Source organism: Quatrionicoccus australiensis (assembly GCF_020510425.1).
In the GTDB taxonomy this organism is placed as follows: domain Bacteria; phylum Pseudomonadota; class Gammaproteobacteria; order Burkholderiales; family Rhodocyclaceae; genus Azonexus; species Azonexus australiensis_A.
In genome coordinates this window covers 2,308,188-2,324,953 of sequence record NZ_JAHBAH010000001.1, presented here as the reverse complement: position 1 = coordinate 2,324,953, position 16,766 = coordinate 2,308,188, and the positions used below count along the sequence as shown (strand labels likewise).

General features: G+C 63.3%; 13 protein-coding genes and 1 riboswitch. Of the genes, 5 read left to right on the top strand and 8 right to left on the bottom strand.

The window, feature by feature from the left end; all coding sequences use genetic code 11:
* Positions 1-69 precede the first annotated feature (69 nt).
* Together gpmI and KIG99_RS11160 are read right to left on the bottom strand one after the other, a co-directional pair.
* Positions 70-1,710 carry a 2,3-bisphosphoglycerate-independent phosphoglycerate mutase gene (gene gpmI / locus KIG99_RS11165; RefSeq protein WP_226460236.1) on the bottom strand — a complete coding sequence of 547 codons (1,641 nt, stop codon included), beginning with the start codon at positions 1,708-1,710 and terminating at the stop codon, positions 70-72.
* A gap of 85 nt (positions 1,711-1,795) precedes the next feature.
* A complete protein-coding gene (locus tag KIG99_RS11160; RefSeq protein ID WP_226460235.1) occupies positions 1,796-4,630 on the bottom strand; it encodes a response regulator in 2,835 nt (944 codons plus the stop codon).
* Between the two features lie 184 nt (positions 4,631-4,814).
* Here KIG99_RS11160 and minC point away from each other — a divergent pair, with 184 nt between their 5' ends.
* The 5 genes from minC to KIG99_RS11135 are packed head-to-tail and all read left to right on the top strand — an operon-like array spanning position 4,815 to position 8,627.
* The gene (gene minC / locus KIG99_RS11155; RefSeq protein WP_226460234.1) at positions 4,815-5,606 is read left to right on the top strand and encodes a septum site-determining protein MinC; all 792 of its coding nucleotides are present in this window, start codon (positions 4,815-4,817) and stop codon (positions 5,604-5,606) included.
* A gap of 33 nt (positions 5,607-5,639) precedes the next feature.
* On the top strand, positions 5,640-6,455 hold the full coding sequence (gene minD / locus KIG99_RS11150) for a septum site-determining protein MinD (RefSeq protein ID WP_226460233.1): 816 nt from the start codon (positions 5,640-5,642) through the stop codon (positions 6,453-6,455).
* Position 6,456: 1 nt separating this feature from the next.
* Positions 6,457-6,714, top strand: coding sequence for a cell division topological specificity factor MinE (gene minE / locus KIG99_RS11145; protein WP_226441999.1), 258 nt, complete (start codon positions 6,457-6,459; stop codon positions 6,712-6,714).
* A 42-nt stretch (positions 6,715-6,756) separates the two neighbouring features.
* On the top strand, positions 6,757-7,752 hold the full coding sequence (gene clpX / locus KIG99_RS11140) for an ATP-dependent Clp protease ATP-binding subunit ClpX (protein ID WP_226460232.1): 996 nt from the start codon (positions 6,757-6,759) through the stop codon (positions 7,750-7,752).
* Positions 7,749-8,627: an alpha/beta fold hydrolase gene (locus KIG99_RS11135; protein ID WP_226460231.1), complete on the top strand. Its 879-nt coding sequence runs from the start codon at positions 7,749-7,751 to the stop codon at positions 8,625-8,627. The genes clpX and KIG99_RS11135 overlap by 4 nt, the downstream gene beginning before the upstream one ends.
* A 2-nt stretch (positions 8,628-8,629) precedes the next feature.
* Here KIG99_RS11135 and KIG99_RS11130 read toward each other — a convergent pair whose 3' ends face one another.
* The 6 genes from KIG99_RS11130 to KIG99_RS11105 form a co-directional block, all read right to left on the bottom strand.
* Complete coding sequence (locus KIG99_RS11130; RefSeq protein WP_226460230.1) at positions 8,630-9,829, bottom strand: methyl-accepting chemotaxis protein; 1,200 nt, start codon at positions 9,827-9,829, stop codon at positions 8,630-8,632.
* Between the two features lie 53 nt (positions 9,830-9,882).
* A riboswitch (cyclic di-GMP riboswitch) is annotated at positions 9,883-9,973 on the bottom strand.
* A 154-nt stretch (positions 9,974-10,127) separates the two neighbouring features.
* Positions 10,128-11,801, bottom strand: coding sequence for a cation acetate symporter (locus KIG99_RS11125; RefSeq protein WP_226460229.1), 1,674 nt, complete (start codon positions 11,799-11,801; stop codon positions 10,128-10,130).
* Entirely contained in the window at positions 11,798-12,112 is a 315-nt protein-coding gene (locus KIG99_RS11120; RefSeq protein WP_226460228.1) for a DUF485 domain-containing protein, read from the bottom strand. Before KIG99_RS11120 ends, KIG99_RS11125 begins: the two co-directional genes overlap by 4 nt.
* Before the next feature lie 120 nt (positions 12,113-12,232).
* Positions 12,233-13,870: an electron transfer flavoprotein-ubiquinone oxidoreductase gene (locus KIG99_RS11115; protein WP_226460227.1), complete on the bottom strand. Its 1,638-nt coding sequence runs from the start codon at positions 13,868-13,870 to the stop codon at positions 12,233-12,235.
* A gap of 69 nt (positions 13,871-13,939) precedes the next feature.
* The gene (locus KIG99_RS11110) at positions 13,940-15,718 is read right to left on the bottom strand and encodes an acyl-CoA dehydrogenase C-terminal domain-containing protein (RefSeq protein ID WP_226460226.1); all 1,779 of its coding nucleotides are present in this window, start codon (positions 15,716-15,718) and stop codon (positions 13,940-13,942) included.
* A 27-nt stretch (positions 15,719-15,745) separates the two neighbouring features.
* Positions 15,746-16,675, bottom strand: coding sequence for an electron transfer flavoprotein subunit alpha/FixB family protein (locus KIG99_RS11105; RefSeq protein WP_226460225.1), 930 nt, complete (start codon positions 16,673-16,675; stop codon positions 15,746-15,748).
* Positions 16,676-16,766 lie beyond the last annotated feature (91 nt).

The window sequence follows — 16,766 nt, the reverse complement described above, 5'->3', positions numbered from 1 at the left end:
AGCGGGCGCCGCATGAAAAAAGGCGCCGGCCTTGCGGCCCGACGCCCCGGCGTGTCGGCAAAGCGCCAATCAGCGCACTTCCAGCAGACTCTCGTCCCAGGCCGCATGCTTTTCCAGCCCGAGCAGATTGGCGACGGTCGCCGCGATGTTCGACAGGCCGGCCTTTTCGGTCTGCTTGAGGGCCAGCTTGCCGCCGCTGACGTTGTCGTAAAGGATCAGCGGCACCGGGTTCAGCGTGTGCGCCGTCTTCGCCTTGAAGCTGCCGTCGGCATTCTGCGCCGGCGCCTTGGTCTTCTTGTCGAGTTCGTACATCTCGTCGGCATTGCCGTGGTCGGCGGTGATCAGCGCAACGCCGCCCATGGCATCAATGACCGGCAAAATGCGGCCGAGCGCGAGGTCGACCGCTTCGACCGCCATCGTCGCGGCGCGGAAATTGCCGGTATGACCGACCATGTCGCCATTGGCGAAATTGCAGCGCAGGGTCTTGTACTGGCCGCTCTTCAAGGCCGCGATCATCGCGTCGGCGATTTCGGCGGCCTTCATCCACGGCCGCTGCTCGAAGGGAACGACGTCGCTCGGCACTTCCAGCCAGGTTTCGCCGTCGAATTTGCCGGAGCGGTTGCCGTTCCAGAAATAGGTGACGTGGCCGAATTTCTGCGTTTCCGAGCAGGCGAACTGGGCGATGCCGGCCTTGCTAAACCATTCGCCGGTGGTGTCCTTGATCGCCGGCGGCGCAACCAGGAAGCGGGCGGGCAGCTTAAGGTCGCCGTCGTACTGCAGCATGCCGGCGTAGGTGACTTTCGGGGCGCGGACCCGGTCGAATTTGTCGAAAACCGCTTCCTCGAAGGCGCGCGTGATCTCGATGGCGCGGTCGCCGCGGAAATTGAAGAAGACGACCGAGTCGCCATCCTCGATGCTGCCGATCGCCTGCCCCTGATCGGCAATCACGAAGGGCGGCAGATCCTGGTCGATGGTGCCGGGATTCTGCTCGCGCAGGCCGTTGACCGCTGCGACCGCATCCGGGAACTGCTGGCCGAGACCGAGCACATGCGTCTTCCAGCCGGCTTCGACCATCGGCCAGTTGGCGTCGTAACGGTCCATGGTGATGTTCTGGCGGCCACCGCCGGACGCGATGCGGGCGTCGAAGCCATCAACGCTGACTTCCTTGAGGAAGGCCTCGAAAGGCACGACGTATTCCAGCGCACTGGTTTCCGGCACGTCGCGACCGTCGAGCAGGACATGGATACGCACGGTCGGCACGCCTTCGGCCCTGGCCTGGACGACCATGGCCTTGAGGTGATCGATATGGCTGTGCACGTTGCCGTCGGAGAACAGGCCGAGAAAATGGATTACACCGCGACCTGCTTTGGCGCCGGCGACGATCTGCTGCCAGGCCTCGCCCTGCCAGAGGGCGCCGTCGGCAATGGCATTGGCGACCAGCGCCGCGCCCTGGCTGTAAACCTGACCGGCGCCGATGGCGTTGTGGCCGACTTCGGAATTGCCCATGTCGTCGTCGGACGGCATGCCGACCGCGGTGCCGTGCGCGCGCAGGCGGATGTTCGGGTAAGCCGCGAACAGGCGGTCGAGCACCGGCTTGCGGGCGGCGGCAATGGCGCTGCCCGCCTCGGTCTTGGGCAGGCCGTAGCCGTCCATGACGATGATGACGACCGGGCCGGGGACTCCGGCGAATGAGGAAAGCTTCTCGAGCATGGCAAGGGTTCCGGCAAAGGATTGATCATGACGGGCAACTGGCGTTACCGGTCAGCAAAGGCGTAATTTTACTTTGAACGGCCGGCTACTGCAGCGCCAGCCAGCGTTGCAGGCAGGCGCTGAAAGCCTGGACATCGATCGGCTTGGCCAGGTAATCGTCCATGCCGGCCGCCAGCGCAGCCTCACGGTCGCTGTCGAGCGCCCCGGCGGTCATCGCGATCACCGGAACCGCGGCATCAACGCCCGGCACGCTGCCCGAACGAATTGCCGCCACCGCCGCAAAGCCATCCATGACCGGCATCTGACAGTCCATCAGGACCAGGTCGAAGCGGCTCCTGGCCAGGCTATCGAGGGCCTGCTGCCCGTTCTCCGCCACCTCGACCTGCATGCCCATGCGTTCGAGCAGTTTCAGCGCGAGTTGGCGGTTGACCGGATTGTCCTCGACCAGCAGGATGCGCCCCTGGCGTACCGACTCGGCCAGCGAATGCCGGGTGATCAGTTCGGACGGCGCCCCGGCCTGCTCCGGCTTGCCCAGCAACTGACGCAGGCCGCGTTCGAGCAGCGCCTTTTTCACCGGCTTGGTCAGGTAGGCATCGAAACCGGCTTCCTGCGTCAGGCGGGCATCGCCGCGGCTGGTCAGGGAGGTCAGCATCATCAGCGGCGTTGCCGCGAGCAGCGGATCGGCGCGGATGTGGCGGGCCATCGACAGGCCGTCGACCTCGGGCATCTGCAGATCGATGATCGCGACATCAAAGGCGGCACCGGCCGCCTGCGCGGCGCGCATGGCAGCCAGACCGGCGGCACTGCTCTCGGCAAAGACCGCATCGCAACCGTTGTCTTCGAGCTGCAACTGCAGCACGCGCCGGTTGGTCGCGTTGTCGTCGACGACCAGCACGCGCCGCCCGACCAGGTCACGCGCCGGCTGATAATCGTTGCCGGCGCCTTTCGGCTGGCGTGCCAGGCGCAGTTCGAACCAGAAGGTCGAACCCTTGCCCGGCGCGCTATCGACACCGATCTGGCCATGCATCAATTCGACCAGGCGTTGCGAAATGGCCAGACCCAGACCGCTGCCGCCAAAACGCCGGGTGGTCGAGGCGTCGGCCTGGCTGAACGGTTTGAACAGGCGTTCGAGCTGCTCGGGAGCAATGCCGATGCCGCTATCGCGGATCTCGCAATGCAGCGTCACGCCGGCATCGTCGATGGCGAGCTGACTGATCTGCAGACTGACCTCGCCCTGCGTGGTGAACTTGATCGCATTGCCGAGCAGGTTGGTCAGGATCTGGCGCAAGCGGCCCGGATCGCCCTTGAGCAAGGATGGCACATCCGGCCCGACCAGCGCGGCCAGCTGCAGGTTTTTCTCGACCGCACGATAGGCGACGATGGACATCACGTCATCGACCAGCGCCCGCAAGTCGAAGTTGATCACCTCGATGTCGAGCTTGCCGGCCTCGACCTTGGAAAAATCGAGAATGTCGTTAATCACGCCGAGCAGCGAGCCGGCGCTGCTGTTGACGACATTGGCGTACTCGCGCTGTTCTTCATCGAGTTCGGTATCGAGCAGCAGCGAGGTCATGCCGATCACGCCGTTCATCGGCGTCCGGATTTCGTGGCTCATGTTGGCGAGGAATTCGCTTTTTGCCTTGTTCGCGGACTCGGCGGCATCGCGGGCGAGCAGCAGGGCATGGTTGGTGCCGGCCAGTTCGCTGGTTCTTTCGGCAACGCGGCGTTCAAGGTGGCCGGTGTAATCGCTGACCGTTTCCGCCATGCGGTTGAAATTGCCGGCCAGTTCATCGAATTCGGCCGAACCGGCAGCCGCCACCCGCACCTTGTAATTGCCGCCGGCAATCGCCCGCGTTCCGGAAACGAGCTGGCGCAACGGCCGGATCACCATGCGCTCGAGCAGCACCAGCACGACCAGGATGGTGAGCAACATGGCGGCGCCGACCAGCAAGCCCAGCGTCGAGAATTCGCCACGGTTGACCAGTTGCGTCGTATCGACCACCGCCAGATTGACCCAGCCGATTTCCTTCAGATAGCTCATCGCCACCAGTTCCGGCTTGCCATTGACGGTCAGTTGTTCGACCTCGACGGCATGTGTGCCGGCGACCACACGTGCCAGGCTCTGGCGCAGGCGCTGCCGCTCGCCGTCATCGGCGAGCAGGTCGAAGATCGTGTGTCTTTCCTCGGCGCGTTTGGCGCGCGAATTGAAATCGATCAGCGCCGCATCCGGATGCACCTGGATCGCGCCCTGCGCATCGAGCAGGATGCCGTAGACGCCGGGCGTTGCCGAAGCGGCAACGGCGCGCGTAAACTCGTCGAGCTCGATGCCGGTTCCGGCCATCGCCACCACTTCGCCGTCAACGCGAACCTGGACATTGATCCAGACCTTGGTCGAAGCGAGCACCGGATTCGCATCGACGTTGAGCTGCAGGGCGTCCGGGCTGCGAATCGCGGCGAAGAACCAGGAGTATTCCTCCAGCCCGGCTTTCACCACCTGGCTGACCAGGCCATCCGGGTAACGATTGGCCTTGTCGTTGGTGTAGTAGTTGCCGGACTGCACCGGAATGAAAAAATAGCTGCCGTCGCGAAAGTGGGTGCGATAGCTTTCCAGCTCGTCCAAGGCGGCGCGCTTGAGTGTCGGATCGTTTTCAGCGACCGCCCATTTTTTCAGCAGCGGCGAGTCGGCCAGCTTGCGGGCCAGCGCGATTTCGGTGAGCAGGGGCGACAGGATGCGCTCGCGGTCGAACTGCGCCTGGCGCTCCGCAAAACCACGGCCCAGATGGTCGACGATGCGACCGGTCGAATATTCGAAAAAGACGTTGGACAGGCTGCCGATCAACACGAAAACAATGACCAGCCCGAGGACGAAACGCCAGCGCAGGGGGCGCGCCGAAGCAAACCATACGAATATCTTGTTCATGCCAATCAGGAACGACTTCAATCAGTCAACTATCCGCTCAGCGGAAGTCGATGTAAAGCCCGCCGACAGGGCTTTTTGCGGCATTTTTCCGGCCACCGGTCGACGCCGGAAAAGCAGCGGATTTCATTTCGCCGCAGCCCGCCTGTGGGATAATCCACACCCTTTCGCAAGACACGCAGCAGGCATGGCAAAAGACGCACCGATCCAGTTCAAGGGCACCTCGCTCAAGATCATCCAGACCCTTCTCCGGACGACCGACCTCGCTGCCCTGCACGCGGCGCTGGGCGAACTGACCGGCAACAGTCCGGACTTCTTCGAGAACGAACTGGCCGTCCTCGATTTCAGCAGCGCCGAGAACCTGGCCGAGAGCGCCGACTGGAAGGCCATCCGCGAATTGCTGCGCGGCTCCGGCCTGCATGCGGTGGCGACCCACGGCCTGCCCGAAACGCTGGCGGCCGAAGCCGCCAATGCCGGCCTGCCCGCCCTCGCCGACAGTGCGCTGAGCCGACCGCCGCGCGCCAAAACGGCCCCTGTCGCCGAACCCGCAGCAGCGCCTGCGCCGGCTCCCGAACCGGTTGCCCAGCCGCAAGCCGTTGCCGCCCCGGCGCCCGCGCCCGAACCGGCGCCGCGCACGATCACCCTCGACAAGCCGCTGCGCTCCGGCCAGCGCTTCTACGCCAAGGGCTGCGACCTGATCGTCACCGCCATGGTCAGCGCCGGCGCCGAAGTGATCGCCGACGGCAACATCCACGTCTATGCGCCGTTGCGCGGCCGCGCCCTGGCCGGCGCCAGCGGCGACAAGAACGCGCGCATCTTCACCACCAGCCTGGAGGCCGAACTGGTGTCGGTCGCCGGCCTGTATCGCACTTTCGAGGCCGGCGTGCCGGCCGACATGGCGCGCCTGCCGGCCACCGTCAGCCTGCTCGAAGAAGCCGGCCAGGCCCGCCTCAACATCGCGCCCCTGGCGCTGCGTTAAAATCATTCCAACATCATCCAGCGAGAAATCACCGTGACCAGAATCGTCGTCGTAACTTCCGGCAAGGGCGGGGTCGGCAAGACCACCACCAGCGCCAGCTTCTCCACCGGCCTCGCGATGCGCGGCTTCAAGACCGCCGTCATCGACTTCGACGTCGGCCTGCGCAATCTCGACCTGATCATGGGTTGCGAACGCCGCGTCGTCTATGACCTGATCAATGTCATCAACGGCGAAGCGACGCTGACCCAGGCCCTGATCAAGGACAAGCACTGTGACAACCTCTACGTGCTGCCCGCCTCGCAGACGCGCGACAAGGATGCTCTTTCCGAAGAAGGCGTCGAGAAGGTCATCAAGGAACTGGAACACCAGGGCTTCGACTACATCGTCTGCGACTCGCCGGCCGGTATCGAATCGGGCGCCGTGATGGCCCTGACCTTCGCCGACGAAGCACTCGTCGTGACCAATCCGGAAGTCTCCTCGGTGCGCGACTCGGACCGCATCCTCGGCATCCTGCAAGCCAAGTCGCGGCGCGCCGTCGAAGGCCGCGAGCCGGTCAAGGAACACCTGCTGATCACCCGCTACAACCCGAGCCGCGTCGAAGCCGGCGAAATGCTGTCGTACAAGGACATCCAGGAAATCCTGCGGGTGCCCATCATCGGCGTCATCCCGGAATCGGAAGAAGTCCTGCAGGCCTCCAACCAGGGCTCGCCGGTCATCCACCAGAAGGAAACCGATGCGGCCGAGGCCTATCACGACGTGATTACCCGCTTCCTCGGTGAAGACAAGCCGCTGCGCTTCGTCGATTACGTCAAGCCGGGCCTGTTGAAGCGCCTGTTCGGAGGCAAGTGACATGTCCTGGCTCCAGAAACTCTTCGGCAACCAGCCGAAAACCGCCCACCTGGCAAAGGAACGCCTGCAACTGATCATCGCGCACGAACGCGATGGCGGCGGCAGCAGCGCCAATTTCCTGCCCGACCTGCAGCGCGAACTGATCGCCGTGATCTCCAAGTACGTCAAGGTCAATCCCGACGACATCCGCGTCTCGCTGGAAAAGCAGGACCGCTACGAGGTCCTCGAAGTCAATATCGTGCTTCCCGAAAAGGGCTGACACGACTAGCATCACAGCCTTCGGCAATCCCCGGAGGCTGTGATGCCCACCCTGCTCAAACCCAGCGAAATCTTCCAGCGGCTCTCCGAGCACGTGGTCGGCCAGGACGCCGCCAAGAAGACACTGGCCGTCGCCATCTACGCCCACTTTCGCCGCATGGCGGCCAACACGGTCGACAGCGTCGAACTGAGCAAAAGCAACATCCTGCTGATCGGCCCGACCGGCACCGGCAAGACCCTGCTCTGCGAAACCCTGGCGCGCATCCTCGACGTGCCCTTCGTCACCGCCGATGCCACCTCGCTCGCCCAGACGCAGTTCGTCGGCGACGAGATCGAAGCCATCCTGCACCGCCTGCTCGACCGCGCCGGTGACGATCTCGAACGCGCCCAGCGCGGCATTGTCTTCGTCGATGAGGTCGACAAGCTCAAGGCGGCCGGCGGCGACGCGCGCGCCACGTCGGGCGAGAGCGTCCAGCATGCCCTGCTCAAGATCATGGAAGGCGCACCGGTGCGCCTGCGCGACGGCCGTCACATCGATACCACGCACATCCTGTTCATCTGCGGCGGCGCCTTCGTCGGCCTCGACAAGATCCTGACCAAGACGCACAGCTTCGGCTTCATCTCGACCTCGGGCGACGACGACCGCAACATCCTCGAGCGCCTGAATGCCCGCATCAAGCCGACCGACCTGCTCGAGTTCGGCCTGATCCCGGAATTCGCCGGCCGTCTGCCGATCGTCACCCGTCTGCAGGACCTGTCGCAGGAAATGCTGGTGCGCATCATGACCGAACCGAAAAACGCCATCGCCAAGCAGTTCACCGCCATGCTGCAGGCCGACGGCGTCTCGCTGGAAATCGCGCCGCTCGTCTTCGAGCAGATCGCCGAACTGGCGATCGAATACAAGGCCGGGGCGCGCAGCCTGCGCGGCATCTTCGAGGAAATGATGGCCGACATTCTGTATGCGATCCCGGACAACCCGGCGATCCGCAGCGTCAGCATCCGCTCGCTGTTCGAGCCGCCGCTGATCGCCAGCGCATGAGCCAGCTCACGGCCAACGGCATCACGCTGGAATTCGAGAGTTTCGGACCGTCGACCGCCCCCGCCGTGCTGCTCGTCATGGGTCTGGGCGGCCAGATGACGCGCTGGCATGGCGCGCTGTGCGAATTGCTGGTCGATCGCGGCTACCGCGTCATCCGCTTCGACAACCGCGACTGCGGACTATCGACGCATTTCAGCGAGCAGCCGGTACCCGACCTGCGCGCCCTGCAGCGCGGCGAGCCGGTTGCCGTGCCGTACACGCTCGATGACATGGCAGCCGACTGCATCGGCCTGCTCGACGCACTCGCCATCGAGCGGGCGCATCTGGTCGGTGCGTCGATGGGCGGCGCCATCGCGCAGATCGCCGCGGCGCGTTACCCGCAACGCGTGCTGTCGCTGACCAGCATCATGTCGAGCAGCGGCAACCCGGCCCTGCCGCCCCCGACGCCGGCCGCTGCCGCGGCGCTGTTCGCCCCGCTGCCCAGGGTGCGCGACCGCGACAGCATCGTTGCCGACAGCATTGCCCGCTACGCGACGCTGGAAAGCCCGGACTTTCCGACGCCACGCGGTCAACTGCAAAAAATGTTCGAAAATGAATTCGACCGCAACTTCGACCCGCGCGGCGTCGGCCGCCAGCTCGCCGCGATCATCGCCAGCGGCGACCGCCGCTCGCTGCTGCAAAGCATCAAGGTGCCCTGCGTCGTCCTGCACGGCGCTGCCGACCAGCTGATTCCGGCGGCCTGCGGCGAAGACGTGGCAGCCGGCATACCCGGCGCCGAACTGCGTATCATCGCCGGCATGGGGCACGACTTTCCGGTCGCACTCAGCGCGCGATTCGCTGACGCCATCTGCGCCGCGGCCAAACGAGCCGGCTGAAATCAGGCGGCGCGCAGGGCCAGTTTGCCCGGAAAACTGCTAGCCTCGGCCCTTGCGCCATAGGCATGGCCCGGCACCGGGCGCTCGGCTGAGCTCGCGGCCAGCTGTCCGACCTGAGCCGCCAGGTCATGCAACAGCGTCTCGACCGTGCCGACCTCGCCCTTGATCGTTGCCGCAAAGCCGATGCCATTCAACGCCTCGGCACAGTTGCCGGCGAGCATCCCGGTTGCCGCATGGATACGCCCGGCCATTGCGCGCTGCGCCGCCACCAGCTCGCTGTAGCTTTGCCCGAGACCGCTCAACTGACCGGCGAAACGTTCGAGCACGAGCTGTTCCTTGGCCGCCTGCTCGGTCGCAAGGCGCGAAGAGAATTCGCTCTCGATCGAATCGGCGACCCGGAAAATGCCGGCCGAAATCTTTTCGACAGCCTTGTCGGTGTCGCCCGACAGCTTGCTGACTTCGTCGGCCACCACCGAGAAGCCGCGCCCGGCATCGCCCGCCCGCGCCGCCTCGATAGCGGCATTCAGGGCGAGCAGGCGGGTCTGTTTGGAGATGTTGGAAATCAGCCCGGTGATCTCGTTGAGAGCACGCGTTTCGGCAACAACGCGCTGGATCTTGTTGTGACTCGCCGCATTGTCGGCAATCCGTTCCTTGACGTAACCGTGCATGGCGGCGATCAACTCGCCATTGTTGCGGGCCGAGTCTTCGGACAGGCTTGCATCATCGGTGGCGGCATCGAGCGAGGCCGTCACCACCTGATCCATCTCGCCCAGACTGGCATCGATGCTTGCCAACTGGCTGCCCAGGCGCTGCGCAGCAGCATCGGCCACCGTCACCACGTCGGCCAGGCGCGCGTGGGCATGAGAGAGCTGCGCCGGCATCGCCTGCAACTGGCGGCGCACATCGGCCTCGGCCTGCTCGACCAGGCGCATCCGCTCGTTCAAGGCCGCCTCGCGTCTGGCCTGACCGGCCGAGCCGTCACGAAAGATCACGAAGGACAGAATCTGCTGCCCGAAATAGACCGAAATCAGGATCAAGCCGATGCCTATCGTCGTGCCGGCCTGTTCGGACAAGCCAAGGGCGGGCAGCAGTTCGCGGATGAACCAGGGATTGGTGAAATAGATCAGCGGCAGGGTCACGACCAGCGTGATGCCGAACAACAGGGTGCTGTAAACGCTGGCTTTGTTGGCCGGGAGACTCATGGGACACCTTCACAACGGATGATCGGTTCGCGAAGATGCCAAAGCACTCCTGCTACGGCAGCCCCTCTTTCATGGTCTCGGCGAGACGTTAGACAGGTGGCTTTGCGCCCCCGGGCTTTCGCACCGGGGTTGCCTTTTTCGCGGCTTATTGCTCAGCGTATTTTACACTAATGTTACTTTTGTGAATTTGATGCAAATCAAGCAGTCCACCGTAGACAAAAAAAAAGGGAGCCCGAAGGCTCCCGAAAGGATAAAGACAACGGATTGCTGTTCTCCGAAGTCTTACCCGCAGAGTGGCTTAGTGATCCGATGCGGCCGAAGCGCCAAGACCGGTCTGGGCACGGATGTACTGCTCTTCGTAGGCTTCCTTCTCCTTGTTGGCACGCACGCTCTTGTCGGTAACCGACAGCAGCCAGGTGACAAAGAAGGCGAGCGTCATCGAAACGATGGCCGGGTGGTCGTACGGGAAGATCGCGGCCTTGTTGCCGAGAATCTTGACCCACACGGTCGGCGACAGGACAACCAGACCAACCGACGACACCAGGCCGGCAATACCGCCCCACAGCGCGCCACGGGTGGTCAGACCCTTCCAGTACATGGACAGGATGAGGACCGGGAAGTTGACCGACGAGGCGACGCCGAAGGCGAGCGCGACGAGGAACAGCACGTTCTGATCCTTGAAGGCGATGCCGAGCGCGATGGCGGTGAGACCCAGGCCAACGGAAGCAAAGCGGGTGACCTTCATTTCCTGCGCACTGGTCGCCGTACCCTTCTTGATCACGCGGGCATACAAGTCATGCGAGATCGCCGAGGCGCCAGCCAGGGCCAGACCGGACACAACGGCCAGGATGGTGGCGAAGGCGACAGCCGACAGGAAGCCGAGGAAGATGTCACCGCCGACGGCCTTGGCCAGGTGCATGACCGGCATGTTGTTGCCGCCGATCAGCTTGCCACCGACCTGGCCGCCTTCGAAGAAGGCCCCATTGGTACCGACGATGGTGATCGCCCCGGCACCGAGAATGATGGTGACGAGGAAGAACAGGCCGATGAAGCCGGTCGCGTAGAACACCGACTTGCGGGCTTCCTTGGCGTTCGGCACGGTGAAGAAGCGCATCATGATGTGCGGCAGGCCGGCAGTACCGAAAAGCAGGCCAAGCGACAGTGAGAAGGCAGAGACCGGATCAGCCATGAGCGAACCCGGCGCCATCATCTTTTCGCCCAGCTTGTGCGATTCAATAGCCTTCGAGAACAGGTTGTCCAGCGACCAGCCAAATTGCGACAAGGTCAGCAGCATCAGCGTGATACCGCCGCCGAGCAGCAGGCAGGCCTTGATGATCTGCACCCAGGTCGTTGCCGTCATGCCGCCGAAGGTGACGTACACCATCATGAGCAGGCCAACCACCACCACGGCATAGTTGTACTCCAGACCGAAGAGCAGCTGGATCAACTGGCCGGCACCGACCATCTGGACGATCAGGTAGAAGCAGACGACAGTCAGCGAACCGATGGCCGCGAAAGTGCGGATGCGGTTCTGGTCGAGGCGGTAGGAGGCGATATCGGCAAAGGTGAACTTGCCGAGATTACGCAGGCGTTCCGCCATCATGAACAGGATGATCGGCCAGCCAACGAAGAAGCAGACGGCATAAACAAAACCGTCGTAGCCCTTGAAGTAGACCATCGAGGTAATACCGAGCAGGGTCGCCGCCGACATGTAGTCACCGGCAATAGCCAGGCCATTCTGGAAGCCGGTGATGCCGCCGCCAGCCGTGTAGAAGTCAGCCGTTGTCTTGGTCTTGCCGGCCGCCCACTTGGTGATGCCGAGCGTGGCCAGCACGAAGATCATGAACATGGCGATGGCGCTGACGTTGATCGGCTGCTTTTCGACACCTTCGATGGCGCCGCCGGCAGCAAAGACGGTAAAAGAGACCGCCAGCAGGCTGCCGGCGATCAGTGCGATAAGGGAGCGCTTCATTTGCGGGCCTCCTTGAGCACTTCTTCGGTAATGCTGTCGAACTCGCCGTTGGCACGGTTGACGTAAACACCGGTCAGCAGCCAGCCGCCAACGATGATCAGTGCAGCAATCGGCCAACCAATGGTCATGACGCCGCCTTCAGCCAGCTTGCTCGCAAACAATTGCGGCTGGGTGGAGACGAGGAACATGAAGGTGTAGTAAGGCACCAGCACGATAAGCGACAGAATGATGGCGAAGCGGGTGCGCTTGCCGACAAGTTCGGCAAATTTCGGGTTGGCCCGAATCTTTGTCTGGATAGTATTTTGTGACATGACCCCTCCAGGGAACATAAGTGGTTGAAACGATGCTGAGTGCTGTTCTCGCGTTCGTATTTCATCTGGCTGCCGGGTCGCCTCAATGCGCGAAAGGTCGCCCGCCAGTCCAGATCACATTTACATGTTCGGGTAGTTCGGCCCGCCGCCACCTTCCGGCACCGTCCAGTTGATGTTCTGGGTCGGGTCCTTGATGTCGCAGGTCTTGCAGTGCAGGCAGTTCTGCCCGTTGATCTGCAGGCGCGGCTTGCCTTCATCCTCGCCGAGGATTTCATAGACGCCGGCCGGGCAATAACGCGTTTCCGGCGAACCGTACTTGGCGTAATTGACGCTGATCGCGACGCTTTCATCCTTCAGGCGCAGATGGCACTGCTGGTTTTCCTCGTGGTTGGTGGCCGAGAGGAAGACCGAAGAAAGGCGGTCAAAAGTGAGTTGACCGTCCGGCTTCGGATAGACGATCTTCGGCTGGCTGTTCTTGTCGGCGAGCTGCGTGTGGTCGTCGTGGTGATGCAGCGTCCACGGTGCCTTGCCGCCAAACAGGAAAGTATCGACGGCGCCATAGGCGAGCGCGCCGAACAGGCCCCACTTGAAGGCCGGACGGATGTTGCGCACCTTGTAGAGCTCGTCCCACAGCCACGACTTCTTGATCAGCTCCGAATATTCCGTGGCTTCGCTGCCGGCATTTTCCTTGCCGAGATGTTCGAAGACGGCTTCGGCCGCGACCATGCCCGACTTCATCGCCATGTGCGTGCCCTTGATCTTCGGCACGTTGAGGAAGCCGGCGGTATCGCCGATCAGCAGACCGCCCGGGAAGCTCAGTTTCGGCACCGACTGGAAGCCGCCTTCCGACAGCGCACGGGCGCCGTAGGAAATCCGGCGGCCACCTTCGAAGAAGCCGCGGATCGCCGGATGCGTCTTGTAGCGCTGGAATTCCTCGTAGGGCGACAGCCACGGATTCTTGTAGTCGAGACCGACCACCATGCCGATGGCGACCAGGTTGTTTTCCAGGTGATAGAGGAAGGAGCCGCCGTAAGTGTCCGAGGTCAGCGGCCAGCCTACCGAGTGCACGATCAGCCCCGGTTGGTGTTTCGCCGGATCGACTTCCCACAGTTCCTTGATGCCGATGCCGTAGGTTTGCGGATCGACGCCATCGCGCAGACTGAATTTTTCGAACAACGTCTTGGTCAGCGAACCGCGGCAGCCTTCGGCGAAGATGGTTTGCTTGGCGTGCAGTTCCATGCCCGGCTGGAAATTGTGGCCGGGCTGGCCATCCTTGCCGATGCCGAGATCGCCGGTGGCGACGCCCTTGACCGAGCCATCCTCGTGGTAGAGCACTTCGGCGGCGGCGAAGCCAGGATAGATCTCGACGCCAAGCGCTTCCGCCTGTTCACCGAGCCAGCGGGCGAGGTTGCCGAGGCTGATGATGTAGTTGCCGTGATTGCCCATCTGCGGCGGCGTCGGCAGCTTGTACGAACCGCTTTCGGTCAGGAACAGCAGGCGATCTTCACCGGCCGGCGTGTTGAGCGGCGCACCGCGTTCCTGCCAGTCCGGGAAGAGTTCGGCCAGCGCATGCGGTTCGAGCACGGCGCCGGACAGAATGTGGGCGCCAATCTCGGAACCTTTCTCCAGCAGACAGACCGAGACTTCCTTGCCGGCCTGCTCGGCCAACTGTTTGATGCGGATCGCCGACGACAGCCCGGAGGGGCCGCCACCAACAATCACGACGTCGTATTCCATTGCATCGCGATCAGTGCGCATGCTTTCTCCTTGCTTGTCGCCACCACCGCCCCGACCGCTGCTGCGGACGGGGCGAGGTGAAGCAGTTTCTTAGAACAGGTTTTCCGGCAGGGCGAAGACCGAGTCGCTGCCACCGGTCATTTCGGCCGAGTAAGCGGCGGCGAACGGCAGCTGGTGCGCGGCAAAGTAAGTCGCCGTGGCCAGCTTGGCCTTGTAGAAGTCATCCGTGCTGCCGGCAGCAATGTGCTTGACGGCAATCGCGGCCGACTTGGCCATCAGCCAGCCGCCGACGACAATGCCGGTCAGCTTCAGGAAGGGCACGGAACCGGCATGCACGGCGGCCGGGGCGCTCTCGTAGTTGGCGATGATCCAGTCGGTAGCGGTCGACAGTGCTGCAATGCCGTTTTTCAGATTGGCGGCAATGCCGGCCAACTGTGCATCACCTGCGATTTCTTCAACCGTTGCCGACATTTCGGCAATCAAGGTCTTCATCGCTGCACCCGGCACCTTTTCGCGGGCCAGCTTGCGACCGACCAGGTCGTTGGCCTGAATGGCCGTCGTACCTTCGTAGATGGTGGTGATGCGCGAATCGCGGTAGTACTGCGCGGCACCGGTTTCTTCGACGAAACCGACACCACCGAACACCTGCAGCGCGGTCGACGACAGCTCGACGCCCTGCTCCGTGCTCCAGCCCTTGACGACCGGCGTCAGCAGATCGACGCGCGACTGGGCGGCGGCATCGCCGGCGTGGGCCTTGTCGATATTGGCGGCGGCGTAGTAAGCCAGCGTGCGCATGGCTTCGGTACGGGCCTTGCATTCCATCAGCAAGCGACGCACATCCGGGTGATGCAGGATGGTCTTCTTGTCGGCCGACTTGTCGCCGATGATCTTGCCCTGGACGCGCTCACGGGCGTACCACAGCGCATGCTGGTAGGCGCGCTCGGCGATGCCGACGCCTTCGAGGCCGACATTGACGCGAGCATGGTTCATCATCGTGAACATGTAGCCGATACCCTTGTTCTCTTCGCCGACCAGGTAGCCGACGGCGCCTTCGTTGTCGCCATAGGACATGACGGCGGTCGGGCTGCCGTGGATGCCGAGCTTGTGCTCGATCGAGGAACAGATCAGGTCGTTGCGCTTGCCGAGCGAGCCGTCTTCGTTAACCAGGAACTTCGGCACGATGAACAGCGAGATGCCCTTCAGTCCCGGCGGCGCATCCGGCAGGCGGGCCAGCACGAGGTGAATGATGTTCTCGGCGACGTCATGCTCGCCCCAGGTGATGAAGATCTTGGTGCCGGTGACCAGGAAGCTGCCATCGCCAGCCGGCTTGGCCTTGGTGGAAATGGCCGCCAGATCGGAGCCGGCAGCCGGCTCGGTCAGGTTCATGGTACCGGTCCAGGTACCTTCGACCATCTTGTGCAGGTACTTCTGCTTCAGTTCTTCGGAGGCGTGGTGGGCGATCGCTTCAATGGCGCCGCCGGTCAGCATCGGGCACAGGCCGAAGGCCATGTTGGCGCCCTTCCACATTTCGTTGACCGCCATCGAGACGACAGCCGGCAGACCCTGACCGCCGAACTCGGGCGAGAAAGGCATCGAGTTCCAGCCGGTTTCGATAAACAGCTTGTAGGCTTCCTTGAAGCCGGGCGCCGTGGTCACGACGCCATCCTTGCAGACGTGACCGGTACGGTCGCCGACGCGGTTGATCGGGTCGAGCACGCCGGTGGCGAACTTGCTGGCTTCGTCGAGAATGGACTCGACCAGTTCGACCGAGCATTCCTCGTTGCCGGGCAGCGCACAGATCTCTTCGAGACCGGCGACTTCATTGAGGACGAACTGCATGTCGCGCAGCGGGGCGGTATAGATACTCATGGGTTTATCTCCTGGATATTTATTGGTTTAAACAGCAGCCGCCAGTTGCGGCACAACTTCAAACAGGTCACCGACCAGGCCGTAATCGGCGACCTGGAAGATCGGCGCATCCGGATCCTTGTTGATCGCAACGATCACCTTCGAATCCTTCATGCCGGCCAGGTGCTGGATCGCACCCGAGATGCCGACCGCGATGTAGAGCTGCGGCGCGACGATCTTGCCGGTCTGGCCGACTTGATAGTCGTTCGGTACGAAGCCGGCATCGACCGCGGCGCGGGAGGCACCGAGCGCAGCGCCGAGCTTGTCAGCAAGCGGCTCGAGCAGCTGGTGATAGTTCTCGCCGCTGCCCAGGCCACGCCCGCCGGAGACGATGATCTTGGCGGCGCCGAGTTCCGGGCGTTCCGACTTGGTCAGTTCGCGGTGGGTCAGTTGCGTCTGGTTGGTATCGGCGGCAGCAGCGATGCTTTCAATTTCGGCATTGTTTCCGGCGTTGACGGCGTCGAAGGCGGTGGTACGCACGGTGATCACCTTGACCGCATCGGCGCTCTTTACCGTGGCCAGCGCGTTGCCGGCGTAGATCGGGCGCACGAAGGTGTCAGCGGCTTCGACGCCGGTGATTTCCGAGATCTGGGCAACGTCGAGCAGCGCGGCGACGCGCGGCAGCAGGTTCTTGCCGAAGGTCGTGGCCGGCGCCAGGATATGGCTGTAGCCGGCGGCGTTGGCGATGACCAGCGCAGTCAGGTTCTCGGCCGTCTGGCTGGCGTATTGCGCGGCATCGGCGACCTTGACCTTGGCGACGCCTTGCAGGCCGGCGGCTTGCTGCGCGGCGGCGGCACAATTGCTGCCGGCGACCAGCACGTGGATGTCGCCACCGATCTTGGCGGCAGCGGCGACGGTGTTCAGGGTGGCCGCCTTCAGGCTTTGCTGGTCGTGTTCAGCGATAACTAATATTGGCATTCGATTCTTCCTCAGGCCGCCTCAGTGCGGCCAGTGCTTGATTGAAGACCAGGGGTTCGGCGGCGTATCGCGATTCGCTTTACGCGCATCC